A 19,229-nucleotide genomic window follows, 5' to 3' on the forward strand; every position below is an offset into this window, starting at 1 on the left:
GTTCATTTGGTACAACTACCGAATGTGTTTAACAAAAGATGGATATAACAATGAAAATAGCTCCTCTCCTATTGGCGCTTGGCGTAGCAGGTTTGGCCTGCTCTGCCCACGCGGCCGATCCTAAGCCTTTTACTGTGCAACAGCTGGTTAAACTCAACAAATTGCATTCAGCCGTGGTATCTCACGACGGTACAAAATTGGTCTACGGCCTGAAAACCGTTAATGACAAGGGAGAGGCAAGCTCGGATTTATATCTTCTCGATCTGACGCAAGCAGACGCGAAACCGCTGCAGCTCACCTCCGCTGCGGGTACAGAGCACGATGTCAGCTTCGCAAACGATGACAAATCGATTTATTTCCTCGCCAGCCGCAGTGGGTCAAGCCAACTGTTCCAACTGCCATTAACCGGCGGTGAAGCGCAGCAAGTTTCTGATCTGCCATTGGATATAGATGGTTACAAACTGTCTAACGATGGCAAGCAAATCGTGCTCAGCATGCGCGTCTTCCCAGAGTGTAAAGACTTAGCCTGCTCGAAAGACAAATTTAAGGCCGAAGAGGAGCGTAAATCGACGGGCCGAGAATACAAGCAGTTGATGGTACGTCACTGGGATACCTGGGAAGATCACGCCCGTAATCACTTATTTGTCGGCGCTCTCAACGGTGAGAAGCTGACCAAAGTGGTTGATATCACTCAAGGCTTAGACACCGAAACCCCACCTAAGCCATTCTCAGGCATGGAAGAAGTGACTTTCACCCCTGATGGCCAGCATGTGGTTTACAGCGCTAAAGCGCCCAGCAAAGATCAAGCTTGGACCACAAACTACGATCTGTGGCAGGTGAGTGTTAATGGCGGCAAAGCCACTAACTTAACCGCCGATAACATTGCTTGGGACGCGCAGCCGACATTCTCTAGCGATGGCCGTTATATGGCGTACCTCGCGATGACTAAACCCGGCTTCGAGGCCGACCGTTACCGCATTATGCTGCGTGATACCAGCACCGGACAGTCGAAGGAAGTCGCACCGCTGTGGGACAGAAGCCCAAGCTCGCTGATGTTTGCACCTGACAACCGTACTCTGTATGTGACGGCGCAGGACATTGGCCAAGTGTCTATTTTCAAAGTGAACACTCAATTTGGTGATGTACAATCGATCTACAGTGACGGCAGCAACAGTCTGATCGCGATTGCTGATGATCAACTGATCTTCGATAGCAAAACCTTGGTAGAGCCGGGCGATCTGTATCGCATCAACACCGATGGTCAAGGCTTGAAGCGTCTGACTGAAGTCAACAAAGACAAACTGGCCGAAATCAAATTCGGTGAATTCCAACAATTTAGCTTTAAGGGTTGGAACAACGAAGATGTTTACGGCTACTGGATCAAACCTGCTAACTACCAAGAAGGCAAAAAGTATCCGATTGCATACCTTGTCCACGGTGGTCCGCAAGGTTCATTTGGCAACGGTTTCAGTGGTCGTTGGAATGCCCAGTTATGGGCGGGCGCGGGTTACGGTGTGGTGATGGTGGACTTCCACGGTTCAACCGGTTACGGCCAAGCCTTTACCGATTCTATCAGCCAAGATTGGGGCGGTAAGCCATTAGAAGACTTACAAAAAGGTCTGGCTGCGGTAAGCCAACAACAAAAATGGCTCGATCCACAAAATGCCTGCGCCTTGGGTGGCTCTTACGGCGGCTACATGATGAACTGGATCCAAGGTAACTGGAACGATGGCTTTAAGTGCCTCGTTAACCACGCGGGTTTATTCGATATGCGCTCCATGTACTATGTGACCGAAGAAGTCTGGTTCCCCGAACATGAATTCGGTGGTACTTATCAGGATAACAAAGCGTTATATGAGAAGTTTAACCCAGTTAACTATGTGGAAAACTGGAAGACCCCAATGCTGGTTATCCATGGCGAGAAGGATTTCCGTGTGCCTTATGGCCAAGGTTTAGCTGCATTTAGCTTTATGCAGCGTAAGGGTATTCCATCGGAGTTGTTGATTTACCCTGATGAAAACCACTGGATCTTAAAGCCAGAAAACCTAGAACAATGGTACGCGAACGTGTTCCGTTGGATGGATAGCTGGACTAAAAAGTAATCGAGGATGATGGACTTAAATACGCTGTATTTAGTCCTATTGACTTGTTGCGAAAGCCAGAACTCTGTTCTGGCTTTTTAATAATAGGATTGTTTGTATCCAGCTAAACACACCAGTAAACGAACGGGGTTAAATATTGGCTACGGTTACAGATCAAGGAATGAAGATGCTGATCAGAGCGGCGAGTACAACAGATATTGAGGCAATAAGCGCATTAATCACGCAGCTTACACAAGTTTATATCGCTCCCACGTGCACAGATGTTGGTGCACAAACCTTAGTCAAAGCCATGTCGGTTGAGTCGGTGGCTCATTATTTTGCCTTAGGTTATCAATATCATGTCGCAATGAATGAGGCTGGCGAACTCGTCGGTGTGGTGGGGATGAAGGATAACAGTCATCTTTATCATCTATTTGTGGCGGATATTGCCAAGGGACAAGGCCTGTCGCGTCAGCTGTGGGAGCTTGCTAAAGCTGAGTGTCTTGCGAAGGGAAATCCCGGCACGTTTACCGTCAACTCGGCGGTGAATGCGCTGCCTGTCTATCAGCGCTTTGGCTTTATTGCGCAAAGTGATATTCGCGATCGCGGTGGGATCCGCGATATTCCGATGCAGCTCGTGCTTTAATTTATATCAATTTTTAATCATAAAACCAGAACACAAAATTAGAAGAAGAGAACCTATGGCGAATGTGAGTTTTTACCCAATTGGGACTGTCGGTGAAAAATGGGGCGATGCCGAAAAGGCCGCATGGTTTGCTAGTACGCAAATTAAACGTTCTTACCAAGACAATGTTGTCACGCCACTAAAAGCGATGGAGTCACAACTGGCCGAATTAGGGCTGAATGTGGTGCAATATGGCGCTTTATCGATTGATCCAGCGCGTTACCCTTTATTTGCGGTCAAATCAGCAAGCTTTGATCCGAAAAAGATAACGGTATTAGTCACAGGGGGCGTACACGGCTACGAAACCAGTGGTGTGCATGGCGCCTTGGCTTTTTTGGCTAACAACGCGGCTCACTATGCTGAGCGGGTAAACTTAGTGGTGGCAGTGTGTGTAAGCCCTTGGGGTTATGAGACTATTAATCGCTGGAACCCGAAAGCTATCGATCCAAACCGCTCGTTTTATGCTAATAGCCCAGCAGAAGAGTCGGCAGCACTGATGGCACTGGTGGCAAGCATTCCACAAGGTTTTGATGTGCATGTGGATTTACATGAAACCACCGACTCGGATGAGGATGAATTTCGTCCAGCCTTGGCCGCGCGTGACGGTAAAGACTTTATTCCCGGGACGATTCCTGATGGTTTTTATGCTGTAGGCGATACCGAAAATCCGCAGGATGCGTTCCAAAAGGCGATTATCGATGGCGTTAGCAAAGTCACTCACATCGCGCCTGCCGATGATAAGGGCGAGATTATCGGCTCAACGGTAGTGCAACACGGGGTGATCAACTACCCACTAAAAGCGCTAGGTTTATGCAGCAGTGTGACGGGTTGTATTTATAACACGACAACAGAAGTGTATCCTGACAGCCCATCGGCCACGCCCGCAGAGTGCAATTTAGCTCAAGTTGCGGCGATTACCAGTGCCATCGACTATGTGTTAGCACTGAATTAATTGAGTTTGTTACTTATTTGATATCAAGCTCGCAAGTCAATCCTAACGTTTTGTACTGTGCCATCAATTGATTTTGCTTAAGTTAAAATGATAAAAGCCCTCAAACGAGGGCTTTTGCATTTAACGATTTTTATTGCCTAGACATTATATCTATTGAGCACTATTGCTCGGTAAAAGGGCGGCCATAGTAGCTATCGAGTAGTAGCTGTTTTAGCTCGCTAATTAGCGGATAACGAGGGTTAGCACCAGTACATTGGTCATCGAAGGCATCCTCGGCAAGCATATCTACTTTGGCGAGGAAGTCGGCTTCGTTAACTCCCGCTTCTTGGATAGACGCAGGAATGCCCAGCGTCTTTTTGAGCTGCTCGATTTTCTCCAGCAATTTTTCAACTTTTTGCGCATCTGAGTTGCCACCTAGGGCTAAATGATCGGCAATGGCCGCGTAGCGACACAGGGCTTTTGGCCTGTCGTATTGGCTGAATGCGGCTTGCTTAGTGGGTAAGTCCGTCGCATTAAAGCGGATAACGTTACTGATCAGCAGCGCGTTCGCCAGCCCGTGGGCTAAGTGAAACTCGGCGCCCAGCTTGTGAGCCATAGAGTGGCAGATCCCAAGGAAGGCGTTGGCAAAGGCGATACCGGCTATGGTGGCGCCATTATGCACTTTTTCACGGGCGATAGGGGATGCAGCGCCGAGTTGATAGGCATCAGGCAAATATTTGCAGAGCAGGTCGAGAGCTTGCAGGGCTTGACCATCGCTGTACTCGTTTGCCATCACGCTGACATAGGCTTCGAGCGCGTGGGTGATCGCATCGATCCCGCCGAAAGCGGTTAAGGATTTCGGCATATCCATCACCAGATTTGGGTCAACAATGGCCATGTTAGGGGTGAGTTGATAGTCGGCAATGGGATATTTTTTGCCGGTTTGTTCATCGGTGACCACGGCAAAAGGTGTGACCTCAGAGCCAGTGCCTGAAGTGGTCGGGATCGCCACCATAGTGGCTTTGACGCCCATTTTAGGGAATTTATAGATACGTTTACGGATATCCATAAAGCGCAGCGCTAAATCGGCAAAGTCGACATCGGGATGCTCGTACATCACCCAAATAATCTTGGCCGCATCCATGGGCGAGCCACCGCCTAAGGCAATAATCACATCGGGCTTAAAGCTATTGGCGACTTTGGCGCCTTGACGCACTGTGGCCAGTGTGGGATCGGCTTCAACCTCGTAAAACACTTCGGTTTCTAAACCCTGTGCCTTAAGGATTTTTAAGGTTTCGTCGCAATAACCTTGGTTAAATAGGAATCGGTCGGTGACAACGAGGGCACGTTTTTTATCACTCAATTCTTCAAGGGCAATAGGTAAACTGCCGCGGCGGAAGTAGATAGACGAAGGAAGCTTGTGCCACAGCATGTTTTCAGCCCTCTTAGCGACGGTTTTTTTATTGATTAAATGGCTTGGGCCGACGTTTTCGGAAATCGAGTTTCCGCCCCAAGAGCCACAACCTAAGGTGAGCGAGGGGGCGAGTTTAAAGTTGTATAGATCGCCGATTCCGCCTTGCGAAGCTGGAGTGTTGATTAGAATTCGCGCGGTTTTCATTCTAAAACCAAAGGTTTTCACCCGCTCGGTTTGGGTGTCTTGGTCGGTATATAAGCCTGATGTGTGGCCAATCCCGCCTAAGGCGACCAAGGCTTCGGCTTTATCGACGGCATCATTAAAATCGGCGGCGCGGTACATGCCGAGTAAGGGGGAGAGTTTTTCGTGGGCAAAGGCTTCTGCCTCAGTGATATCGGTGACTTCACCAATCAAAACCTTGGTCGTGTGTGGGACTTCAATTCCCGCCATTTGCGCTATGGTTGCGGCACTTTGGCCGACGATATCGGCATTTAAGCCACCATTTTTAAGGATGACTTGTTGCATCGCAGCGGTTTGCGCGGTATTTAAGAGATAACCGCCATGGGTGGCAAAGCGCTCTTTGACTTGCTCGTAGATACTATCGACCACGATCACCGCTTGCTCTGAGGCACACACCACACCGTTATCGAAGGTTTTAGACATCAGAATCGAGCTGACCGCGCGTTTTATATCGGCGGTTTCATCAATAACAATCGGCGTGTTACCTGCGCCGACACCAATGGCGGGTTTGCCTGAAGAATAGGCCGCTTTCACCATACCAGGGCCACCTGTTGCGAGGATAAGGTTCACTTTGGGGTGGGTCATTAACTGATTTGACAGCGCTACACTGGGCTCATCAATCCAACCGATAATATCCTTGGGCGCACCGGCGGCAATTGCCGCATCTAACACCAGTTTGGCCGCAGTGGTGGTCGAGACTTTTGCCCTAGGATGAGGGGAGAAAATAATCGCATTCCGGGTTTTAAGGCTGATCAACGCTTTGAAAATGGCGGTGGAGGTGGGATTGGTTGTGGGGACAATCCCACAGATAATGCCCACGGGCTCTGCGATAGTGATGGTGCCGAAAGTGGGATCTTCGGATAAAATTCCGCAGGTTTTTTCATCCTTGTACTTGTTGTAAATATACTCTGAGGCAAAGTGGTTTTTTATTACTTTATCTTCAATCACCCCCATTCGGGTTTCGGCGGCGGCCATTTTAGCAAGCGATATACGCGCATCGGCGGCGGCCAATGCGGCGGCGCGGAAAATTGCATCGACTTGAGCTTGGCTAAAACTGGCATATTCGGCTTGCGCTTTGGCTACGCGCTCGACCATGAGATCCAGTTCTTGGGCATTGGTTACTGTCATGATTAAGACTCCTAAAAAGATTTAGGGAATGCACGATTCGCTAACTCTTCTTTATGATGAAAAATTACACCTTAAGCCTAAGGTAAAGTGTGATCACTCTGTCAATTTAGTGTTTTTATGTAATAAAAATACGTTAATTTAGATCTTATCTAACCTTTTTGCGTAAAATTAGCGGAGTAACGCCAACAAATATTAGTCAAACTTGTGATTAAACCTCAAAAATCTCATTTTTCAGTCATCTGAGCTTAAGCTACTATACTTGCCCTTACGGTTAGTTTGATGAAATTGGCGTGACACGCTCAATAAGGACTGCAACTTGGAGTTAACACTTTACGTTAAATTTTTTCTTGGCTTAGTTGCCATTATCAACCCCATTGGTTTGCTGCCAGTGTTTGTGAGCTTAACTAGTCATCAAACTGAAGCCGAACGTAACCATACGGGGAAAGTGGCTAACTTTGCGGTGGTGGTGATCCTGCTGGTGACCATAGTCGCGGGGCAACATATTTTGAATATGTTTAGCATTTCACTTTCGGCCTTTAGGATCGCTGGCGGCACGCTGATCGCGATTATTGCGATGTCGATGTTGCAGGGGAAATTGGGCGAAGTAAAACGCAACCAAGAGGAAGATCGTGAATCTTCCGCCATGGAGTCGGTGGCCGTAGTACCGTTGGCTCTGCCATTAATGGCAGGCCCTGGGGCTATCAGTTCGGTGATCGTATTTGCTGCTGAGCATAATTCGTTATCCAATTTTATTGGGATGTTTATTACCGTCATTATTTTTGGATTGGTGAGTTTTGCACTATTTAGAATGGCGTCAATTATTTATAAAATTTTAGGTAAAACAGGTATTAACGTGATTACTCGTCTGATGGGACTCTTGATGCTCTCGATTGGTATCGAAGTCATTGCCGCGGGTATTAAAGGGCTATTCCCACAACTTTTTAGCTAAAAATCGGAATGCGGGAGGCTGTTTCCTCCCGCATGCAGCCATGTCTCAATAGCAGCTTTCTTTTTGTTTTATCAACACAAGTTTTTCTTCCTTAGCCTATTTGTAGCCTTATCTCTATTAGGGCGTGTTGACGTTTCAGGGGTATTTTTGCAGCAATGTGTCTGGCTTTTATGCAAGGTAAAGTCCGTGCTGCGTCGTTATTCTACATAAACGGACGATAATGCGGCAGAAAAGCCAGCCCAATGCTGCCCGAAGGGGTCGTCAGGCAAGCCCTTGCACTTACTTTCAGTCATAAGAGCCGCTCTTCATTTGAGTTGAATAACGACAGATCATTTCTCGTTTCGCGAGCACGCACTTGCCTGAACGAACAAAATCTAATCTCGAAACGTCAACACGCTCTAGCTGTTGTTGCACGATATTGTTGTAATCGTTTGTTTCCATAGCAATTAGAGTTTTCTAAAGTAGCGCTATCATGTCGTTATAATTAACATCCTGTGCTATAAATAACTGCCTAACTGTTTAACCCTAAGTCGATTAAGGATATCCCTATGAAATGGCAATGGATTGGCAACCTCAGCTTAAAGCAAAAATTACTCATGGTTGTATTGCCACCCTTATTAGCGTGCTTTTTGTATGGTGCATTGTTTCTCATCGAAAAGTATGAATATCGTCAAGAGCTTAAACTAGTTGTTCGGTTGAGTGAATTGGCGGTGACTAACAGTAACTTTGTCCATGAGTTACAAAAAGAACGGGGTATGAGTGCGGGCTTTATCGGCTCATCAGGCAAAGCCTTCGCCGCAAAGATCCCTATCCAAAGACAATTAACCGATACCCAGCTTAAACTTTTCCAATCTTTTATCGAAAACCACAGCTTACCCTCAGCTTTTGCGCCTAAATTACGTGAACTGAATACCCAACTCGGTCGATTAACCTCTATTCGTTCGCAGGTTGATAGTTTATCAATCAGTGTCGCAGATGAAGTTAGCTACTATACGGAGCTAAATAGAGAATTACTCGCAATAGTCGATGAGACCGCCAAAACTGGTGCGAATCAAGAGATTGCGATTAAAGCTGCGGCATTTAGTGCTTTTTTACAAATGAAGGAAAGAGCAGGGATAGAACGAGCAGTATTAAGTTCGACCTTTGGTCAATCAGGATTTAAACCAAAGGTTTATGCAAAGTTTATTACCCTAGTTTCTGAGCAAAATAGTTATTTAGAGCGTTTTAATGCATTAGCCTCATCTAATCTGGTTGATGCGATCAGCAGGTTACAAAACACTAATGAAGTCAAAGAGGTTGAAGCACTGAGGCAAATTGCATTTGACCAAGATAACCAAAAAATTCAGCAACAAAATCCAGAGGATTGGTTTGCAAAATCAACCGCTCGGATAGACAGTTTACGGGATTTTGAACAGCAAGTTTCAGCAGACCTTTTGAAGGTTACCCATGAACGCCTTGAATCGGCTAATCAACAAATGATTTTTGTGCTAGCCACTTTAATCTTAATTCTCATTATTGTGTTACTACTTAGCTTATCCGTGATTCGGTATCTGCACTCCAGCGTGCATCAGCTTTATTCCACCGTAACCAATGCAAGGAAACACTACGATCTCAGCGTTCGCTTAATTCACAGCAGCCAAGATGAGTTTGGTGAACTCGCCATCGCTTTCAATGACATGATGAATGATTTTGAAAACGTTATATTGCAGGTACGCGCCAGTGTCAGCAAGTTACAGCAAGCGGCTGAACAGATGGACGCTTGTACCCATGCAATGGAGCAAGATGTCATGGCTGGTCATAGTGAGGCAGAGCAGGTGGCATCCGCAATGACTGAAATGAGTGCGACAGTTGCTGAAATCGCGAGTAATGCGGTGCATGCTTCTGAAGCTTCGCATTCGGCAAATCAAGAGGCCAAAACAGGTAATCTTGAAGTCGGCAGAACGAGCAAAGCGATTAAAGCACTTGCCGATGATATTAATGGCGCTTCACAAGCGATCAATGAACTCGACCGCGAAATCCACGGCATCGTAGTTGTGTTAGATGTGATTAGTGGTATTGCAGAGCAAACCAATTTACTGGCACTCAACGCTGCAATTGAAGCAGCAAGAGCGGGAGAAATGGGGCGAGGCTTTGCGGTGGTTGCTGATGAAGTAAGAAGCTTGGCTCAACGTTCTCAAGCATCGACTTCTGACATTAAAAATATGACAGATAGATTAAAATCCGCTGCGAGTATGGCAGTAAAAGCCATGGAGCGTGGGTTGTCTCAGGCAAATACTAGTGTTCAGGAAGCAGAGCAAGCAGGACTTGAACTTAAGCGTATTGTTGAACAAGTCGATATCATCAACCGTATGAATGAACAAATTGCAACTGCGACACACGAACAAACTGCTGTGTCAGAAGATGTGAATCGTAATGCATTGAAGATAAATGAAATTTATTTAAATACTCAACTTATCTCCGATGAGCTTAGAGGGTTAACGAAAGCATTGACCTACGATGCCGATCTTATGTCTAAGGAAGTCCATAAATTTACTGTAAAATAGCCTTAGCATACATTTTCAGCTCATACATCAGGCGGTTTGCTTAGCAATTGTGCAACCGCCTGAAATCATCTCTTTTTTACTTGACCGTCCTTATGCTTTTGCGTACAGTACCGCTCCGTTAACAGCGAATGCTAAATGAGTTAGTTAAGCATGTTGTTATCAATGTGAATGATAAACACATAAAAATATATCCAAACAATCTGGTGAGATGTCCGAGTGGCCGAAGGAGCACGCCTGGAAAGTGTGTATACGGAAACGTATCGAGGGTTCGACTCCCTCTCTCACCGCCAAATAAAAACAAAGGGAATCAGTATTTTACTGATTCCCTATGTTGCTTCTGGGCAAAATCTGGGCAAAATCTGCGTTTTCCTGTCCGTTTATGTCCGCATTAAAGCCCATCATTTCAGATATACGGCTTGCCATTCTTTGCGAGTCTTTAGGTATCCACTTGCCATAGTGTTTCTTGATCATGGTTGTGTCACTGTGACCAAGTTGGCGCGCGACCCATTCAAGCGGTACGTAGTTTGAAAGTAACTGACTAGCAAAAGTGTGGCGGCATTGGTTGGGTCCACGGTGTCGCAACTTAGCGCGCTTAAGTATGCTTGCAAACCAACGGCGCACAGAATTGTCATACCAAGGTTCATTACTTTTACCGTTTAAGAAAACCAAGCGGATGGCTTCTTGTCGGCTGGTGATGTTATCCCGTTGCTGCACCGTGTACTCTGCGGTTTGCTGCATGTAGGTTAACTCCATCTGTCGCTGCAGCCATACTTTAGCAGGCTCTAACAACTCAATGACTCGGATACGTCCGCGCTCTTTTGGAACTTTATACTGATTAAGTACCTTGGCGCGTTGCACTTTGATGGTCCACGTTTCGGTATCAATATCTTCCCACGCCAGCGCGATGATCTCCGACAGCGATAAACCAGCCCAACACCAAAACATGATCATGTTTATATCGCCTTGGCGAACTGTGTTGATATTCTCAATCCGTGCGAGTTCTTCCCGAGTAAACGGGTCGGCTGTTTCCTCAAGATTATCGCGCTCGACGTTTTTAACTCTGTCAAGCGGGTTAGCTTTGATTGCGCCTTCGTGAAACGCCTCAGACCATACGCCGCGCACAATGGTAAAAATATCATTGACGGTTTTAGGTGATAGTCCACCGCGCAACAGTTCAGCTTGGAATAGCTCAAACTCAGACTTGCTTATGTCTGCAAGCTTGCGTGATCCCCATTTATTGATCACATGCTGCGCTTTGGTTTTGTAATTTTTAAAAGTGCTTTTGGCTTTGGTTGCCTCCTGAACTGATAGCCATTGGTTTACCGCGTCAACTACGGTTAACTTGGTTTTAATCATCCCCGCTAGCGCTGCGGCTTTTGCTGAATCAGGGAAGTGCGCCAGATAATCAAAGCGGTTTTCAGCTATCTCGGTTAAGATGGCGTTGCGCTTGTTTTCGGCATATTTGATAACTGATTTTGTGATCTTCGAGTAGCCGGTTAATGGCTCTCTACAGCGCTCGCCGTTTAGCATAAACACGATGCGAACCGTGTTGTAATTGATTTCGACGCCAACAGGGAGTTTTTCAACTCCCTTTGGTAAAGTGCTCATTATGCGACTCCTTCCATCCAGCGCTCTATCTCATTGACGTTATAGACAACGCGATTAACGGGGTCGTAACGCCATTGCCGACCTTCTAACCATACGCCACGCTCACGATATTTGCGCGCGGCCTCGGATGTTATGCCAAATACAGTTGGCAGTAAATTGCCGCGCACCCACTTAGCAGGGGTGGTTTCAACGCTTTGCTTTGCCATCATGCACCACCAATTACAATTAATTTATTAGGGTTGTCTGCTTTTAATCGCATCATATCTAGCCTAGCAATCACTGCTTGCTCGCGGCCTTGAACAGTTGATAGATCAAATTCAGGGCGCTGGCTGAGGATTGCCACTTGATTCTTAAGTTCTGCAACTTCGGCTTTTAGCTGCTGGTTTTCTTCGATCAGCAAATTCATGCGGTCATTTAGAGTCATGCAGCACCTACCTTTTCGATTAAATGCAAATCGCTATCTAATAGCTCGCACCAAATAACACCAGTCTCTCCATCAAGCTCGAACTGATGCCAATTACCTTGTTTGCCGACGTAGATAATTTTTTCTCGCCCACCTTTGAACTGGTACATTTCACCGATAGTGAGAGCCATCACGCACCACCTTGTTCAAAACATCTTTTGTATCGATTCCTGTACTTTTCATCTTCTAGCTTTGATAAAAATTCCGACTCAATTACTTGCCAGTCAGAGGATGAATTATAAATTGCGCCCTGCCTTTTATCGCATGCCCATCCAGTGGTGCATTCTGTTTCGCCTTCAGCCCACTCAAGGTGTTTGCATTGATGGCAAGATTTACGTGCGTTTTCCATCATGCACCTGCCTTATTGCTGCGTTCGTCAACAACAATCACTCTGGTTTTATCGTCTAGCACTAACACTTTGCAGACTTTGGTGATTGCGAATACCGAAAACCAAGCTGACATAAAACCTATTCCCCAAATGAAGGCGATAATTCGCGGAGATGTGTTGACGCTAAAGCCAAACAACGCCAACACAATTAGCGTGGTTAGAAGCGATACAACTAAGCATGTAAGCACTGCGGTTAGTGTGGTTTTCATTTGGCACCATCCTTAGCGGCTTGCATTCTTTCAGTAACAACGGCGCAAACACCCTCGATATGCGGCCTAAACATAACGCTAGTCGCAGCTAAAAGTTCATTCTTAAAATCACAGATGGCTTTGGCGCGGATATCATCAAGGCATTGCTTTGGTGATTCTGCTACAGCTTTAAGTAATGGATTAAGATCGCCATGACTACGGTTGAAGTGATAAACGCCGTGTTTAAGAGCCTCAACCTGAGCCGCTAGCTGTTCGCGTTCTGCGGTGAGTGAATCAATTGCTTGAGCGGCTTCTGCTGCAAGATTCTTTTCACCACGACGAGATAAATCATCTTGATCTGTAGCGAATTGGTTTAATCTTTCTGACAGTGAAAGTGGTTTCATGCTGCACCGCCATTGGCAGTTTGTTCGTTTAGAACATCCGCCATTTCATCAGCAATATCTCTAATATCTTTTGCTAAAACCAAGTGGTTTCTTCCGCCCATGGCATCAATAAATTCAGCAATTTCTTCTGAATCTTCGATAAATCTGGTCGCAAGTTTATCTAGCTTTGCTAATTTTGCCGCCAACTGATCACGCTCTGCGGTGATTGCTTCGAGCTTTTCATTTTTGGTTAACTCTTGGGCCTTGTTCCAAATCTTCATAAAGCAGTTAAGTGCATCCTCTGGATCATCTTCAAAGCTCCAATCAGCAACTGTTACACCGTTAACGCTAAAATTAATCAGACCATCATCAGGATCGGCATGCCACTCGACTACATTGCCGAATGAATCAGTTTCAGAACCTCGGTTATTTTCTTCTTCAATCTTGTCATGGCAATCTTCACAGACAAGGGTTTTAAACTCGTTTGGATGACGCACCATATCATCAAACTCAACTACTTCGCCGCATCGTGGGCAGGGTGTTGGCATATCCATTTTTAACTCCAATAAATAATTTGATTTGCATTGGCTAGGCTTTATGCCGCACCTCGTAAGCCTTGCTTGCTAAAGTGGTGGTTGAGGTGCGCTAGGCACTGCTCAACCATGGTGTTGTAATTTGGTAGCTCGACGCAGAGCATGCAGTTGCGCTCGCTGTCGTAGCCAGTTGGGACGCCATTATCTATCCACCATTGACGCGCAAGCTGGTAGGCTTCGTGCGCTTCGTGGCTGTCAATGTAGAATGAGAAGCTATCCATTTTGATTAGCTTTTGACGGGCCAAGTCGCGTAAGCGGAATAGCAACTGGTTTTTACAAATTGCGTTGGTTAAATGTTGGCGCTGGACTATGCTCATGCGGGATGTTGAGCATAAACCAGAGCCGATTTTTTCAGCTATCACCCCGTAGCGATTGCCTACGTAATAAATCAGCATGCCAACAACCATAGTGCGCAACTGCATTTGCCAAATGCACTGCATCAGTTCTTCGTCTGTAATCTTCATATCACCCCCTTAGCCTCAAGCACTGGGTAAATCATTAAGATAAATAGCGTTACTACAATGCCGATCATCGCCCACGTTCCGCGCGATTCTTCGCTGTCGTCAGGTTCGTTCATGCTGCCTCCTGTTTATTCGCCGCCGCTGCAATCATATCGAGCATCACTTGGCCGTCGCGGAGTAGGTCATCGCGGTTGACATAGCTCATACGCTCGCCGCGCCACGTTTTATCGAATACCGCAATCGCACAGGCGAATCCGGCGCTTGATGATTCCTGTTTTTTGTCAGCGGGAATAAACCACTCTGGCAGGTCAAAGCTAATGCGACCACGGATAAAGCATATGTGATCTGCTTCTTCCGGCCACCAGACTTCAGATGTGGCCGCTTTGATGAGATAAACAAACTTGGCGCCCTTGTCGCGTTCAGTCATCGACTTATCGATAATGTTGCGCATACCAGTGATGGCTTGTTTATCTTCGTAGCTGGCGCGGGAATACGGAGGATTTGCAAACGCCTTGCGGCCTGCTAAGTCCTTAGTCCAATCTTGGGTGAGGGCGTTATCTTCAACGGTGTAATAGCGAGGGCATTTGGCGTTGTCGCCATCGCTAAACAGGTCGAGTACAAACGGGCCAAACTTGGCGAATACGCCCCAGTAAAGTGCGTCTGGCGTGCGCCATTGGTCGCCGACTTCATTGAGACGGTGAGCCGTTTTACTTTTTAGCGCGCGCAACGATTCGGCATAGGTGCTTATGCTCATAGGATTATCTCGATAGGGAAGGGTTAAGAGGTTTTAACTGTTATTTTTATCAGTTAAGTGAGCGGCTATTTGCAAAATTTGATACTCATAAATTAAGCAATGCAATCTAAGCAAACACCATCATCATGCTTTTCAAACATGTCAAGCTGACTCGTTGATATATCTAAATTAAGATGATTTATTGTTTTTTTTGCTTGAGACCAGAATTTTGATGCTGATATATGCTCTGTCGGTTCAATACCTGCATTTTTCATTTTTTTGAAAAGATGTTCTTTATCTTCTAAATATACAGGACCGTCATCGTCTTTATGTATTGCGTATCCAATTTCATATTCACCAATTTTTGCAGCTTGCCAAATGTCAGGCCTTTCACAATAAACTATGTACCAGTGCTGCCATCCGGCTTTTAGACAACCTATACAATTAGCATGTTTAAATCTTTTGTACGTCATAGGCGGATCAATGCCAATTTCTTTCGTAACTGATATAGTCTTTACCCAGCTTATCATTGGGAATTCTGTTTTATAGCCATCAAGCCCCATTATCTGGGCGCGACGTTGGGCTCTAGCTCGTTCTTTTGGTGATGAGTCAAATCCATAGATGTATATATTCTGCTTGTCCGGATCATTTTCATTCAGCCAGCGTTTGAAAGGTGCCGTTTTTAATCTATTAGTGCAAAGAATTTGACCATTTCCAACCTTCCACGCCCCTGCATCAACACAAACATCTATTGGCGTAGCTGTGTCCCATTGCTCATGATTTGCGTAAGTGATAGGCAATCCTAGGTAGTTAGCAACATCAGTCTTGAATCGTTTAATGTCAGCATCTTCTACTTTATTAGTAATATCATGATTTAATAAAATTACTTTTTCTTTTCCATATAATCTTACAGCTTCAATTGCACATAAAGCTGAGCTGTGTCCGCCAGAGTAAAGTATTACATACATTTTAGTATCCTTATGTCTCAGTTAAGTGAGCGGCTATTTGTTGGTATCTGCAAGCAGCGCTTCTAGCTCTGCTATCCGTGCGTTGGCTTGATTGAGTTTTGCAATGTGCTTTTCCCAATCAAGCTGTTTGATGGCTTCGACGATGGCAGCGCGTTCTTCGAGTGATTCCATGCCTCGACTCACATTACCGTGCTTGATGCCTCTCAGTTCTGCCGCGTTGCCTGAGCTAACGCCTTTAACGTAGTAATCAAAGAGTGCTGAGCTAATCGGCTCTTTGATTTTGGTTAGGCTAAGTAGCAGCTTAAAGCGCTCGGCAGATTCACCGCCTTGGATAAGGAGGTTCATGCTGCACCGCCTGTGGTGCTGATCACCTTGAACTCAATTACCCAAACCCAAGGGTTTGATTGCCAAGATTGGTAGCCGTAGATTGATTCCCACTTAGCCCAAAAAGCATCTTTAGCCGTGTGGTCATGCATTGGTATTCCACGATCGGCTTCTTCAAAGGTGTGCCATTTGCATCCTTCTATAGCGTTGCAGCCTTCTTTAATTGCATCTTGCTCGCTAATATCGTTTAACCGCTCTACACGAATATCGGTTACCTCGAGGATGATGCGAGCAGCCCAACGCGGCATGTGAATAGATGGGCGCTTTCTCCAAAAATACTCACCAAATTTATGTGATACTTTTTCTATCCGATCAGAAGCAAAATACTTTGCCTGATTTGTTCCACTCCAGAAGGCATCTTCATATTCAGTGCTATCCCACATCGGCATGCAGTAATGTCCTTTTTGATACCATGTTTCGCGCACCCAAAGCTGATCGCCGACTGAGCAAATTGGGCAAGCATCACTCGCCATGCCGCGACAGAGTGGATTTTTAAAATCCTCTACATGCACCATCGACTGAAATGCAGCACAAGGAAACCAATAACCGCCCTTTGATGTTTCAGTGTCAGGATTTGGTTGTGGATTGATTGGCCTGCGCGTTTGCGTTTTGCGCCCGTCTAGAATGGCGCGCACCATTTCGGTATTGAAGATAATAGGACGCTGTTTCATGCTTCCCCCTGACAAACTTGAATGATCCGCTCACATTGGGCCGTATCTGACCAGCCAATGTGACATTTTGATTTTTCGATACCGAGCTGTTGCGCTAGCCAGTGATAGCCATCATTCCTGCTCATGCCGCGTGATTGCCAATAGCGGTTAAAGGTGGCTTTGGCTTTGGTGCGCGCTTTGCGGGTTGCGCCATCAGCCAGCGTACCAAGCGGCAGGTTAGTGAATGGGTGCATACCGACGTAGGCGTCGCAGTCCTCGCAGGCATAAACCCAAGGCCATTCGCCGTATTGCTTACCGCCGTAAATAACCTTGTGATGCGCGATAATCACAAGACCTCGGCAGTAGGGGCAAATACAGGGTATTTCTACCCTGTCTTTGACTCGCTTTAGCGCGCGTCGGCTTGGGTTCCACGGCGTTTTGCCGTGGGTATCCAAAGGCGTTAGCGGCTCTGAGCGGTGTTTATTAGGCCTCATAAACTACCCACTCCATTTTAGGTTTGCGTGTTTTAGGGTTTATCTCGCCCTCTTTGCGGTGCATGATTAAAAGCCGCGCTTCTTCTTTAATCAGGCTCATGTATTCGCGGCAAATATTAGGGGTGGATAAATCGTGGCTGAGTTGCTTAGGCTTGGCCGTGCGTAGCTGGTGGGCTATTTCATCAGCTAAGGCTTGCTGAAACTCAGCCTCAGTTAATTCAACTTTATTTTTGCCGACCTTTTTAACGCGATTAACCTTTAACTTTGCTAACTTTTCCGCGTGGCTGCGGGTTATGCCAAATACTCTAAACATGGCTACCCCCTTACTAACATGCGGTCGATGCGCTTGGCGTGCTCGATAGCGCGCAGTTTGTTGCTGGTAAAGCGCGAACCTAACAATGCCCAACCATGTTTAAACGCTTTAACCGTGGCTTGACCTACTAGAATGTCACCACGTTTGCAGCCTTCGGACTTTGGCGCTTCGATTGCACATGCGCCGATGCCGCGATGATATTGTCTTGCTCTTGCCATGATGGTTCTCCAAATCTTTAAAAATAAGAGTCCTATCGCGGCAGGCTATGCGCTTGCCGCGCTTAGGTTTTTAATGGGTTGAAGTGAGTCACGCGTTAGTAGTTGATGGTCATCGCGCCAAGCTCGCCGTTAACTGCGGCAGTGATGATGGCTTTGCTGAGTTCTTCGCTTGCGCCAAGGGTAATAAGTTGCTTCATAATGGCTTTATTGATTGCGCGGCGGTGCTCAACATTGGCGGCTTTGCGGTCGGCTTCTTCTTTGACTTGAAGGGCTTTTTTGGTTTCTTCATCTGCACGTAGCATTGCACCAAGTTTTGCATAAGAAGCGCAGTAAACAACGTCATAAGCACTTAACACTTGACTAAACTCTTGGCCTAAATCGTCAGGTATATTGAATTCAGACACTGAACTAACGAGTTGCTGCATAGCTTTACTGTCTTGAGCTTCGTTTATCTGCATGCTAAATGAATTCAATTGATTGATAAGCTGCACCGCGCGTAGCTTGTTAGCTGCGTCCTGTTGTGCCTGTTGCTCTCGCTGACGCTGTTCTGCCGCTGCGTCGTCAATTGCTTTTTGTGCGGCTGCATTAGCTGCATCAATTTTGGCTTGTGCCGCCGCCTCTGCATCCGCTTTAGCTTTCGCCGCTGCTTCTTCGGCAATCTGCTTTTCACGGGCTAAGCGTTCTTGCTCGGCTTGTGCGTCGGCTTTGCGCTGGTTGTCTGACTCAATGATCGCGGCTTGATAGGCCAGTGTCATCTTGCTAATAACGTCCGCTTTGGCGGCTTCGCCTGCTTCTTTCATCGACTCAAAATCGTCGCCCACGGGCTCGGCTTTAATGTCATCAAGCACGGCTTTGATAAAGTCGGCGCGCTCATGCAGGTTGCTCGGCATGTTTTCAAGCATGCTTTGGTATTCTTCGCCAAAGTAATCAACCTTGGCTTTAAGTCTCGCTAGAATAGCCTTTTGTTCTTCTTCCCACTTGGTTAATGGTTCGCGCGTTTTGTCGCGCAAAGCGTCGCATTCATCAACAAATTCTTTAATGTTTTGCTCGATTGGCTTAACCACGGCTTTTAGATGTTTAAGATAAGCGCGACAAGGTTTTTCGACGACTCCTTTGCTACGACTAACGCTGGCAGCAAGCGAGGCTATACGGTCGCGGCCTTTGGTGGTGGTTAGATCTGGCACTTCGTTAACGCTGGCTTTAATGTGATCAAGATATGGCTTTAACGCGCCTGGTTCAGTGTAAAGCAATGGCCCGAGTTCTACGGCCTTGGCTTCGGTAATTTCTTCAAACGGAACGGGTAGGTTAGCGGTTTGTTCTGGCGCAGTTGCCTGAACATTTTTAGGGGATTTTGCGGCCATGATTGGTCCTTAGTTCATTTTAGATAAAGCAAAGCCACAGCGCGCTAACTGCG

General features: G+C 46.4%; 23 protein-coding genes and 1 tRNA gene. 6 read left to right on the plus strand and 18 right to left on the minus strand.

Features of this window, described 5'->3' with window-relative positions; translation table 11 throughout:
• Positions 1 to 50: 50 nt before the first annotated feature.
• From H9J30_RS11675 to H9J30_RS11685, 3 genes are all read left to right on the plus strand, one after another.
• A complete protein-coding gene (locus H9J30_RS11675) occupies positions 51 to 2,102 on the plus strand; it encodes a dipeptidyl-peptidase 5 (protein WP_240131183.1) in 2,052 nt (683 codons plus the stop codon).
• Positions 2,103 to 2,268: 166 nt separating this feature from the next.
• A complete protein-coding gene (locus H9J30_RS11680) occupies positions 2,269 to 2,727 on the plus strand; it encodes a GNAT family N-acetyltransferase (RefSeq protein WP_240131184.1) in 459 nt (152 codons plus the stop codon).
• Between the two features lie 55 nt (positions 2,728 to 2,782).
• Complete coding sequence (locus H9J30_RS11685; RefSeq protein WP_240131185.1) at positions 2,783 to 3,718, plus strand: M14 family metallopeptidase; 936 nt, start codon at positions 2,783 to 2,785, stop codon at positions 3,716 to 3,718.
• Between the two features lie 160 nt (positions 3,719 to 3,878).
• Here the strand turns inward: H9J30_RS11685 and adhE are convergent, their stop codons facing one another.
• Positions 3,879 to 6,479 (minus strand): bifunctional acetaldehyde-CoA/alcohol dehydrogenase, encoded by a 2,601-nt coding sequence (adhE, locus tag H9J30_RS11690; protein ID WP_240131186.1) that lies wholly within the window; start codon positions 6,477 to 6,479, stop codon positions 3,879 to 3,881.
• Between the two features lie 316 nt (positions 6,480 to 6,795).
• On the opposite strand from adhE, the gene H9J30_RS11695 reads away from it, so the two are divergent.
• The 3 genes from H9J30_RS11695 to H9J30_RS11705 all read left to right on the plus strand — a co-directional run bounded on the left by H9J30_RS11695 (position 6,796) and on the right by H9J30_RS11705 (position 10,261).
• Complete coding sequence (locus tag H9J30_RS11695) at positions 6,796 to 7,428, plus strand: YchE family NAAT transporter (protein WP_240131187.1); 633 nt, start codon at positions 6,796 to 6,798, stop codon at positions 7,426 to 7,428.
• Positions 7,429 to 7,976: 548 nt separating this feature from the next.
• Positions 7,977 to 9,971 (plus strand): methyl-accepting chemotaxis protein, encoded by a 1,995-nt coding sequence (locus H9J30_RS11700; RefSeq protein WP_240131188.1) that lies wholly within the window; start codon positions 7,977 to 7,979, stop codon positions 9,969 to 9,971.
• Between the two features lie 202 nt (positions 9,972 to 10,173).
• Positions 10,174 to 10,261: transfer RNA gene (locus tag H9J30_RS11705), tRNA-Ser, on the plus strand.
• 25 nt (positions 10,262 to 10,286) lie between these two features.
• On the opposite strand, the gene H9J30_RS11710 is transcribed toward H9J30_RS11705, so the two are convergent.
• The 17 genes from H9J30_RS11710 to H9J30_RS11790 all read right to left on the minus strand — a co-directional run bounded on the left by H9J30_RS11710 (position 10,287) and on the right by H9J30_RS11790 (position 19,176).
• The gene (locus H9J30_RS11710) at positions 10,287 to 11,579 is read right to left on the minus strand and encodes a tyrosine-type recombinase/integrase (protein WP_240131189.1); all 1,293 of its coding nucleotides are present in this window, start codon (positions 11,577 to 11,579) and stop codon (positions 10,287 to 10,289) included.
• Complete coding sequence (gene xisR / locus H9J30_RS11715; protein WP_240131190.1) at positions 11,579 to 11,788, minus strand: excisionase family protein; 210 nt, start codon at positions 11,786 to 11,788, stop codon at positions 11,579 to 11,581. The genes H9J30_RS11710 and xisR overlap by 1 nt, the downstream gene beginning before the upstream one ends.
• A complete protein-coding gene (locus H9J30_RS11720) occupies positions 11,785 to 12,003 on the minus strand; it encodes a hypothetical protein (RefSeq protein WP_240131191.1) in 219 nt (72 codons plus the stop codon). Before H9J30_RS11720 ends, xisR begins: the two co-directional genes overlap by 4 nt.
• Positions 12,000 to 12,173: a hypothetical protein gene (locus tag H9J30_RS11725; protein ID WP_240131192.1), complete on the minus strand. Its 174-nt coding sequence runs from the start codon at positions 12,171 to 12,173 to the stop codon at positions 12,000 to 12,002. The genes H9J30_RS11720 and H9J30_RS11725 overlap by 4 nt, the downstream gene beginning before the upstream one ends.
• Positions 12,173 to 12,394: a hypothetical protein gene (locus H9J30_RS11730; RefSeq protein WP_240131193.1), complete on the minus strand. Its 222-nt coding sequence runs from the start codon at positions 12,392 to 12,394 to the stop codon at positions 12,173 to 12,175. The genes H9J30_RS11725 and H9J30_RS11730 overlap by 1 nt, the downstream gene beginning before the upstream one ends.
• On the minus strand, positions 12,391 to 12,639 hold the full coding sequence (locus tag H9J30_RS11735) for a hypothetical protein (RefSeq protein WP_240131194.1): 249 nt from the start codon (positions 12,637 to 12,639) through the stop codon (positions 12,391 to 12,393). Before H9J30_RS11735 ends, H9J30_RS11730 begins: the two co-directional genes overlap by 4 nt.
• Positions 12,636 to 13,022 (minus strand): hypothetical protein, encoded by a 387-nt coding sequence (locus tag H9J30_RS11740; RefSeq protein WP_240131195.1) that lies wholly within the window; start codon positions 13,020 to 13,022, stop codon positions 12,636 to 12,638. The genes H9J30_RS11735 and H9J30_RS11740 overlap by 4 nt, the downstream gene beginning before the upstream one ends.
• Positions 13,019 to 13,555: a hypothetical protein gene (locus H9J30_RS11745; RefSeq protein WP_240131196.1), complete on the minus strand. Its 537-nt coding sequence runs from the start codon at positions 13,553 to 13,555 to the stop codon at positions 13,019 to 13,021. Before H9J30_RS11745 ends, H9J30_RS11740 begins: the two co-directional genes overlap by 4 nt.
• 41 nt (positions 13,556 to 13,596) lie before the next feature.
• On the minus strand, positions 13,597 to 14,058 hold the full coding sequence (locus tag H9J30_RS11750) for a hypothetical protein (RefSeq protein WP_240131197.1): 462 nt from the start codon (positions 14,056 to 14,058) through the stop codon (positions 13,597 to 13,599).
• 109 nt (positions 14,059 to 14,167) lie between these two features.
• Positions 14,168 to 14,809: a phage N-6-adenine-methyltransferase gene (locus H9J30_RS11755; RefSeq protein WP_275679608.1), complete on the minus strand. Its 642-nt coding sequence runs from the start codon at positions 14,807 to 14,809 to the stop codon at positions 14,168 to 14,170.
• 92 nt (positions 14,810 to 14,901) lie between these two features.
• A complete protein-coding gene (locus tag H9J30_RS11760; protein WP_240131198.1) occupies positions 14,902 to 15,756 on the minus strand; it encodes a hypothetical protein in 855 nt (284 codons plus the stop codon).
• A 33-nt stretch (positions 15,757 to 15,789) separates the two neighbouring features.
• A complete protein-coding gene (locus H9J30_RS11765) occupies positions 15,790 to 16,101 on the minus strand; it encodes a hypothetical protein (RefSeq protein WP_240131199.1) in 312 nt (103 codons plus the stop codon).
• Positions 16,098 to 16,811, minus strand: a complete 714-nt coding sequence (locus tag H9J30_RS11770) for an ASCH domain-containing protein (RefSeq protein ID WP_240131200.1) — start codon at positions 16,809 to 16,811, stop codon at positions 16,098 to 16,100. Before H9J30_RS11770 ends, H9J30_RS11765 begins: the two co-directional genes overlap by 4 nt.
• Positions 16,808 to 17,284 carry a zinc-finger-containing protein gene (locus tag H9J30_RS11775; RefSeq protein ID WP_240131201.1) on the minus strand — a complete coding sequence of 159 codons (477 nt, stop codon included), beginning with the start codon at positions 17,282 to 17,284 and terminating at the stop codon, positions 16,808 to 16,810. The genes H9J30_RS11770 and H9J30_RS11775 overlap by 4 nt, the downstream gene beginning before the upstream one ends.
• Positions 17,274 to 17,597 (minus strand): hypothetical protein, encoded by a 324-nt coding sequence (locus H9J30_RS11780; protein WP_240131202.1) that lies wholly within the window; start codon positions 17,595 to 17,597, stop codon positions 17,274 to 17,276. The genes H9J30_RS11775 and H9J30_RS11780 overlap by 11 nt, the downstream gene beginning before the upstream one ends.
• A 2-nt stretch (positions 17,598 to 17,599) precedes the next feature.
• Positions 17,600 to 17,815 (minus strand): hypothetical protein, encoded by a 216-nt coding sequence (locus H9J30_RS11785; protein ID WP_240131203.1) that lies wholly within the window; start codon positions 17,813 to 17,815, stop codon positions 17,600 to 17,602.
• Positions 17,816 to 17,910: 95 nt separating this feature from the next.
• Positions 17,911 to 19,176: a hypothetical protein gene (locus H9J30_RS11790; protein WP_240131204.1), complete on the minus strand. Its 1,266-nt coding sequence runs from the start codon at positions 19,174 to 19,176 to the stop codon at positions 17,911 to 17,913.
• Between the last annotated feature and the right edge of the window lie 53 nt (positions 19,177 to 19,229).

The sequence above is a fragment of the Shewanella cutis genome (assembly GCF_022410515.1).
In the GTDB taxonomy this organism is placed as follows: Bacteria; Pseudomonadota; Gammaproteobacteria; order Enterobacterales; family Shewanellaceae; genus Shewanella; species Shewanella cutis.

Coding starts and splice junctions, on each gene's coding strand:
- H9J30_RS11740 (WP_240131195.1), bottom strand. CDS start 13,022: ATGAAACCACTTTCACTGTCAGAAAGATTAAACCAATTCGCTACAGAT.
- H9J30_RS11775 (WP_240131201.1), bottom strand. CDS start 17,284: ATGAGGCCTAATAAACACCGCTCAGAGCCGCTAACGCCTTTGGATACC.
- H9J30_RS11770 (WP_240131200.1), bottom strand. CDS start 16,811: ATGAAACAGCGTCCTATTATCTTCAATACCGAAATGGTGCGCGCCATT.
- H9J30_RS11735 (WP_240131194.1), bottom strand. CDS start 12,639: ATGAAAACCACACTAACCGCAGTGCTTACATGCTTAGTTGTATCGCTT.
- H9J30_RS11745 (WP_240131196.1), bottom strand. CDS start 13,555: ATGGATATGCCAACACCCTGCCCACGATGCGGCGAAGTAGTTGAGTTT.
- H9J30_RS11685 (WP_240131185.1), top strand. CDS start 2,783: ATGGCGAATGTGAGTTTTTACCCAATTGGGACTGTCGGTGAAAAATGG.
- H9J30_RS11700 (WP_240131188.1), top strand. CDS start 7,977: ATGAAATGGCAATGGATTGGCAACCTCAGCTTAAAGCAAAAATTACTC.
- H9J30_RS11750 (WP_240131197.1), bottom strand. CDS start 14,058: ATGAAGATTACAGACGAAGAACTGATGCAGTGCATTTGGCAAATGCAG.
- H9J30_RS11790 (WP_240131204.1), bottom strand. CDS start 19,176: ATGGCCGCAAAATCCCCTAAAAATGTTCAGGCAACTGCGCCAGAACAA.
- H9J30_RS11765 (WP_240131199.1), bottom strand. CDS start 16,101: ATGAACCTCCTTATCCAAGGCGGTGAATCTGCCGAGCGCTTTAAGCTG.
- H9J30_RS11675 (WP_240131183.1), top strand. CDS start 51: ATGAAAATAGCTCCTCTCCTATTGGCGCTTGGCGTAGCAGGTTTGGCC.
- H9J30_RS11785 (WP_240131203.1), bottom strand. CDS start 17,815: ATGGCAAGAGCAAGACAATATCATCGCGGCATCGGCGCATGTGCAATC.
- H9J30_RS11730 (WP_240131193.1), bottom strand. CDS start 12,394: ATGATGGAAAACGCACGTAAATCTTGCCATCAATGCAAACACCTTGAG.
- H9J30_RS11720 (WP_240131191.1), bottom strand. CDS start 12,003: ATGACTCTAAATGACCGCATGAATTTGCTGATCGAAGAAAACCAGCAG.
- adhE (WP_240131186.1), bottom strand. CDS start 6,479: ATGACAGTAACCAATGCCCAAGAACTGGATCTCATGGTCGAGCGCGTA.
- xisR (WP_240131190.1), bottom strand. CDS start 11,788: ATGATGGCAAAGCAAAGCGTTGAAACCACCCCTGCTAAGTGGGTGCGC.
- H9J30_RS11725 (WP_240131192.1), bottom strand. CDS start 12,173: ATGGCTCTCACTATCGGTGAAATGTACCAGTTCAAAGGTGGGCGAGAA.
- H9J30_RS11760 (WP_240131198.1), bottom strand. CDS start 15,756: ATGTATGTAATACTTTACTCTGGCGGACACAGCTCAGCTTTATGTGCA.
- H9J30_RS11710 (WP_240131189.1), bottom strand. CDS start 11,579: ATGAGCACTTTACCAAAGGGAGTTGAAAAACTCCCTGTTGGCGTCGAA.
- H9J30_RS11680 (WP_240131184.1), top strand. CDS start 2,269: ATGCTGATCAGAGCGGCGAGTACAACAGATATTGAGGCAATAAGCGCA.
- H9J30_RS11780 (WP_240131202.1), bottom strand. CDS start 17,597: ATGTTTAGAGTATTTGGCATAACCCGCAGCCACGCGGAAAAGTTAGCA.
- H9J30_RS11755 (WP_275679608.1), bottom strand. CDS start 14,809: ATGAGCATAAGCACCTATGCCGAATCGTTGCGCGCGCTAAAAAGTAAA.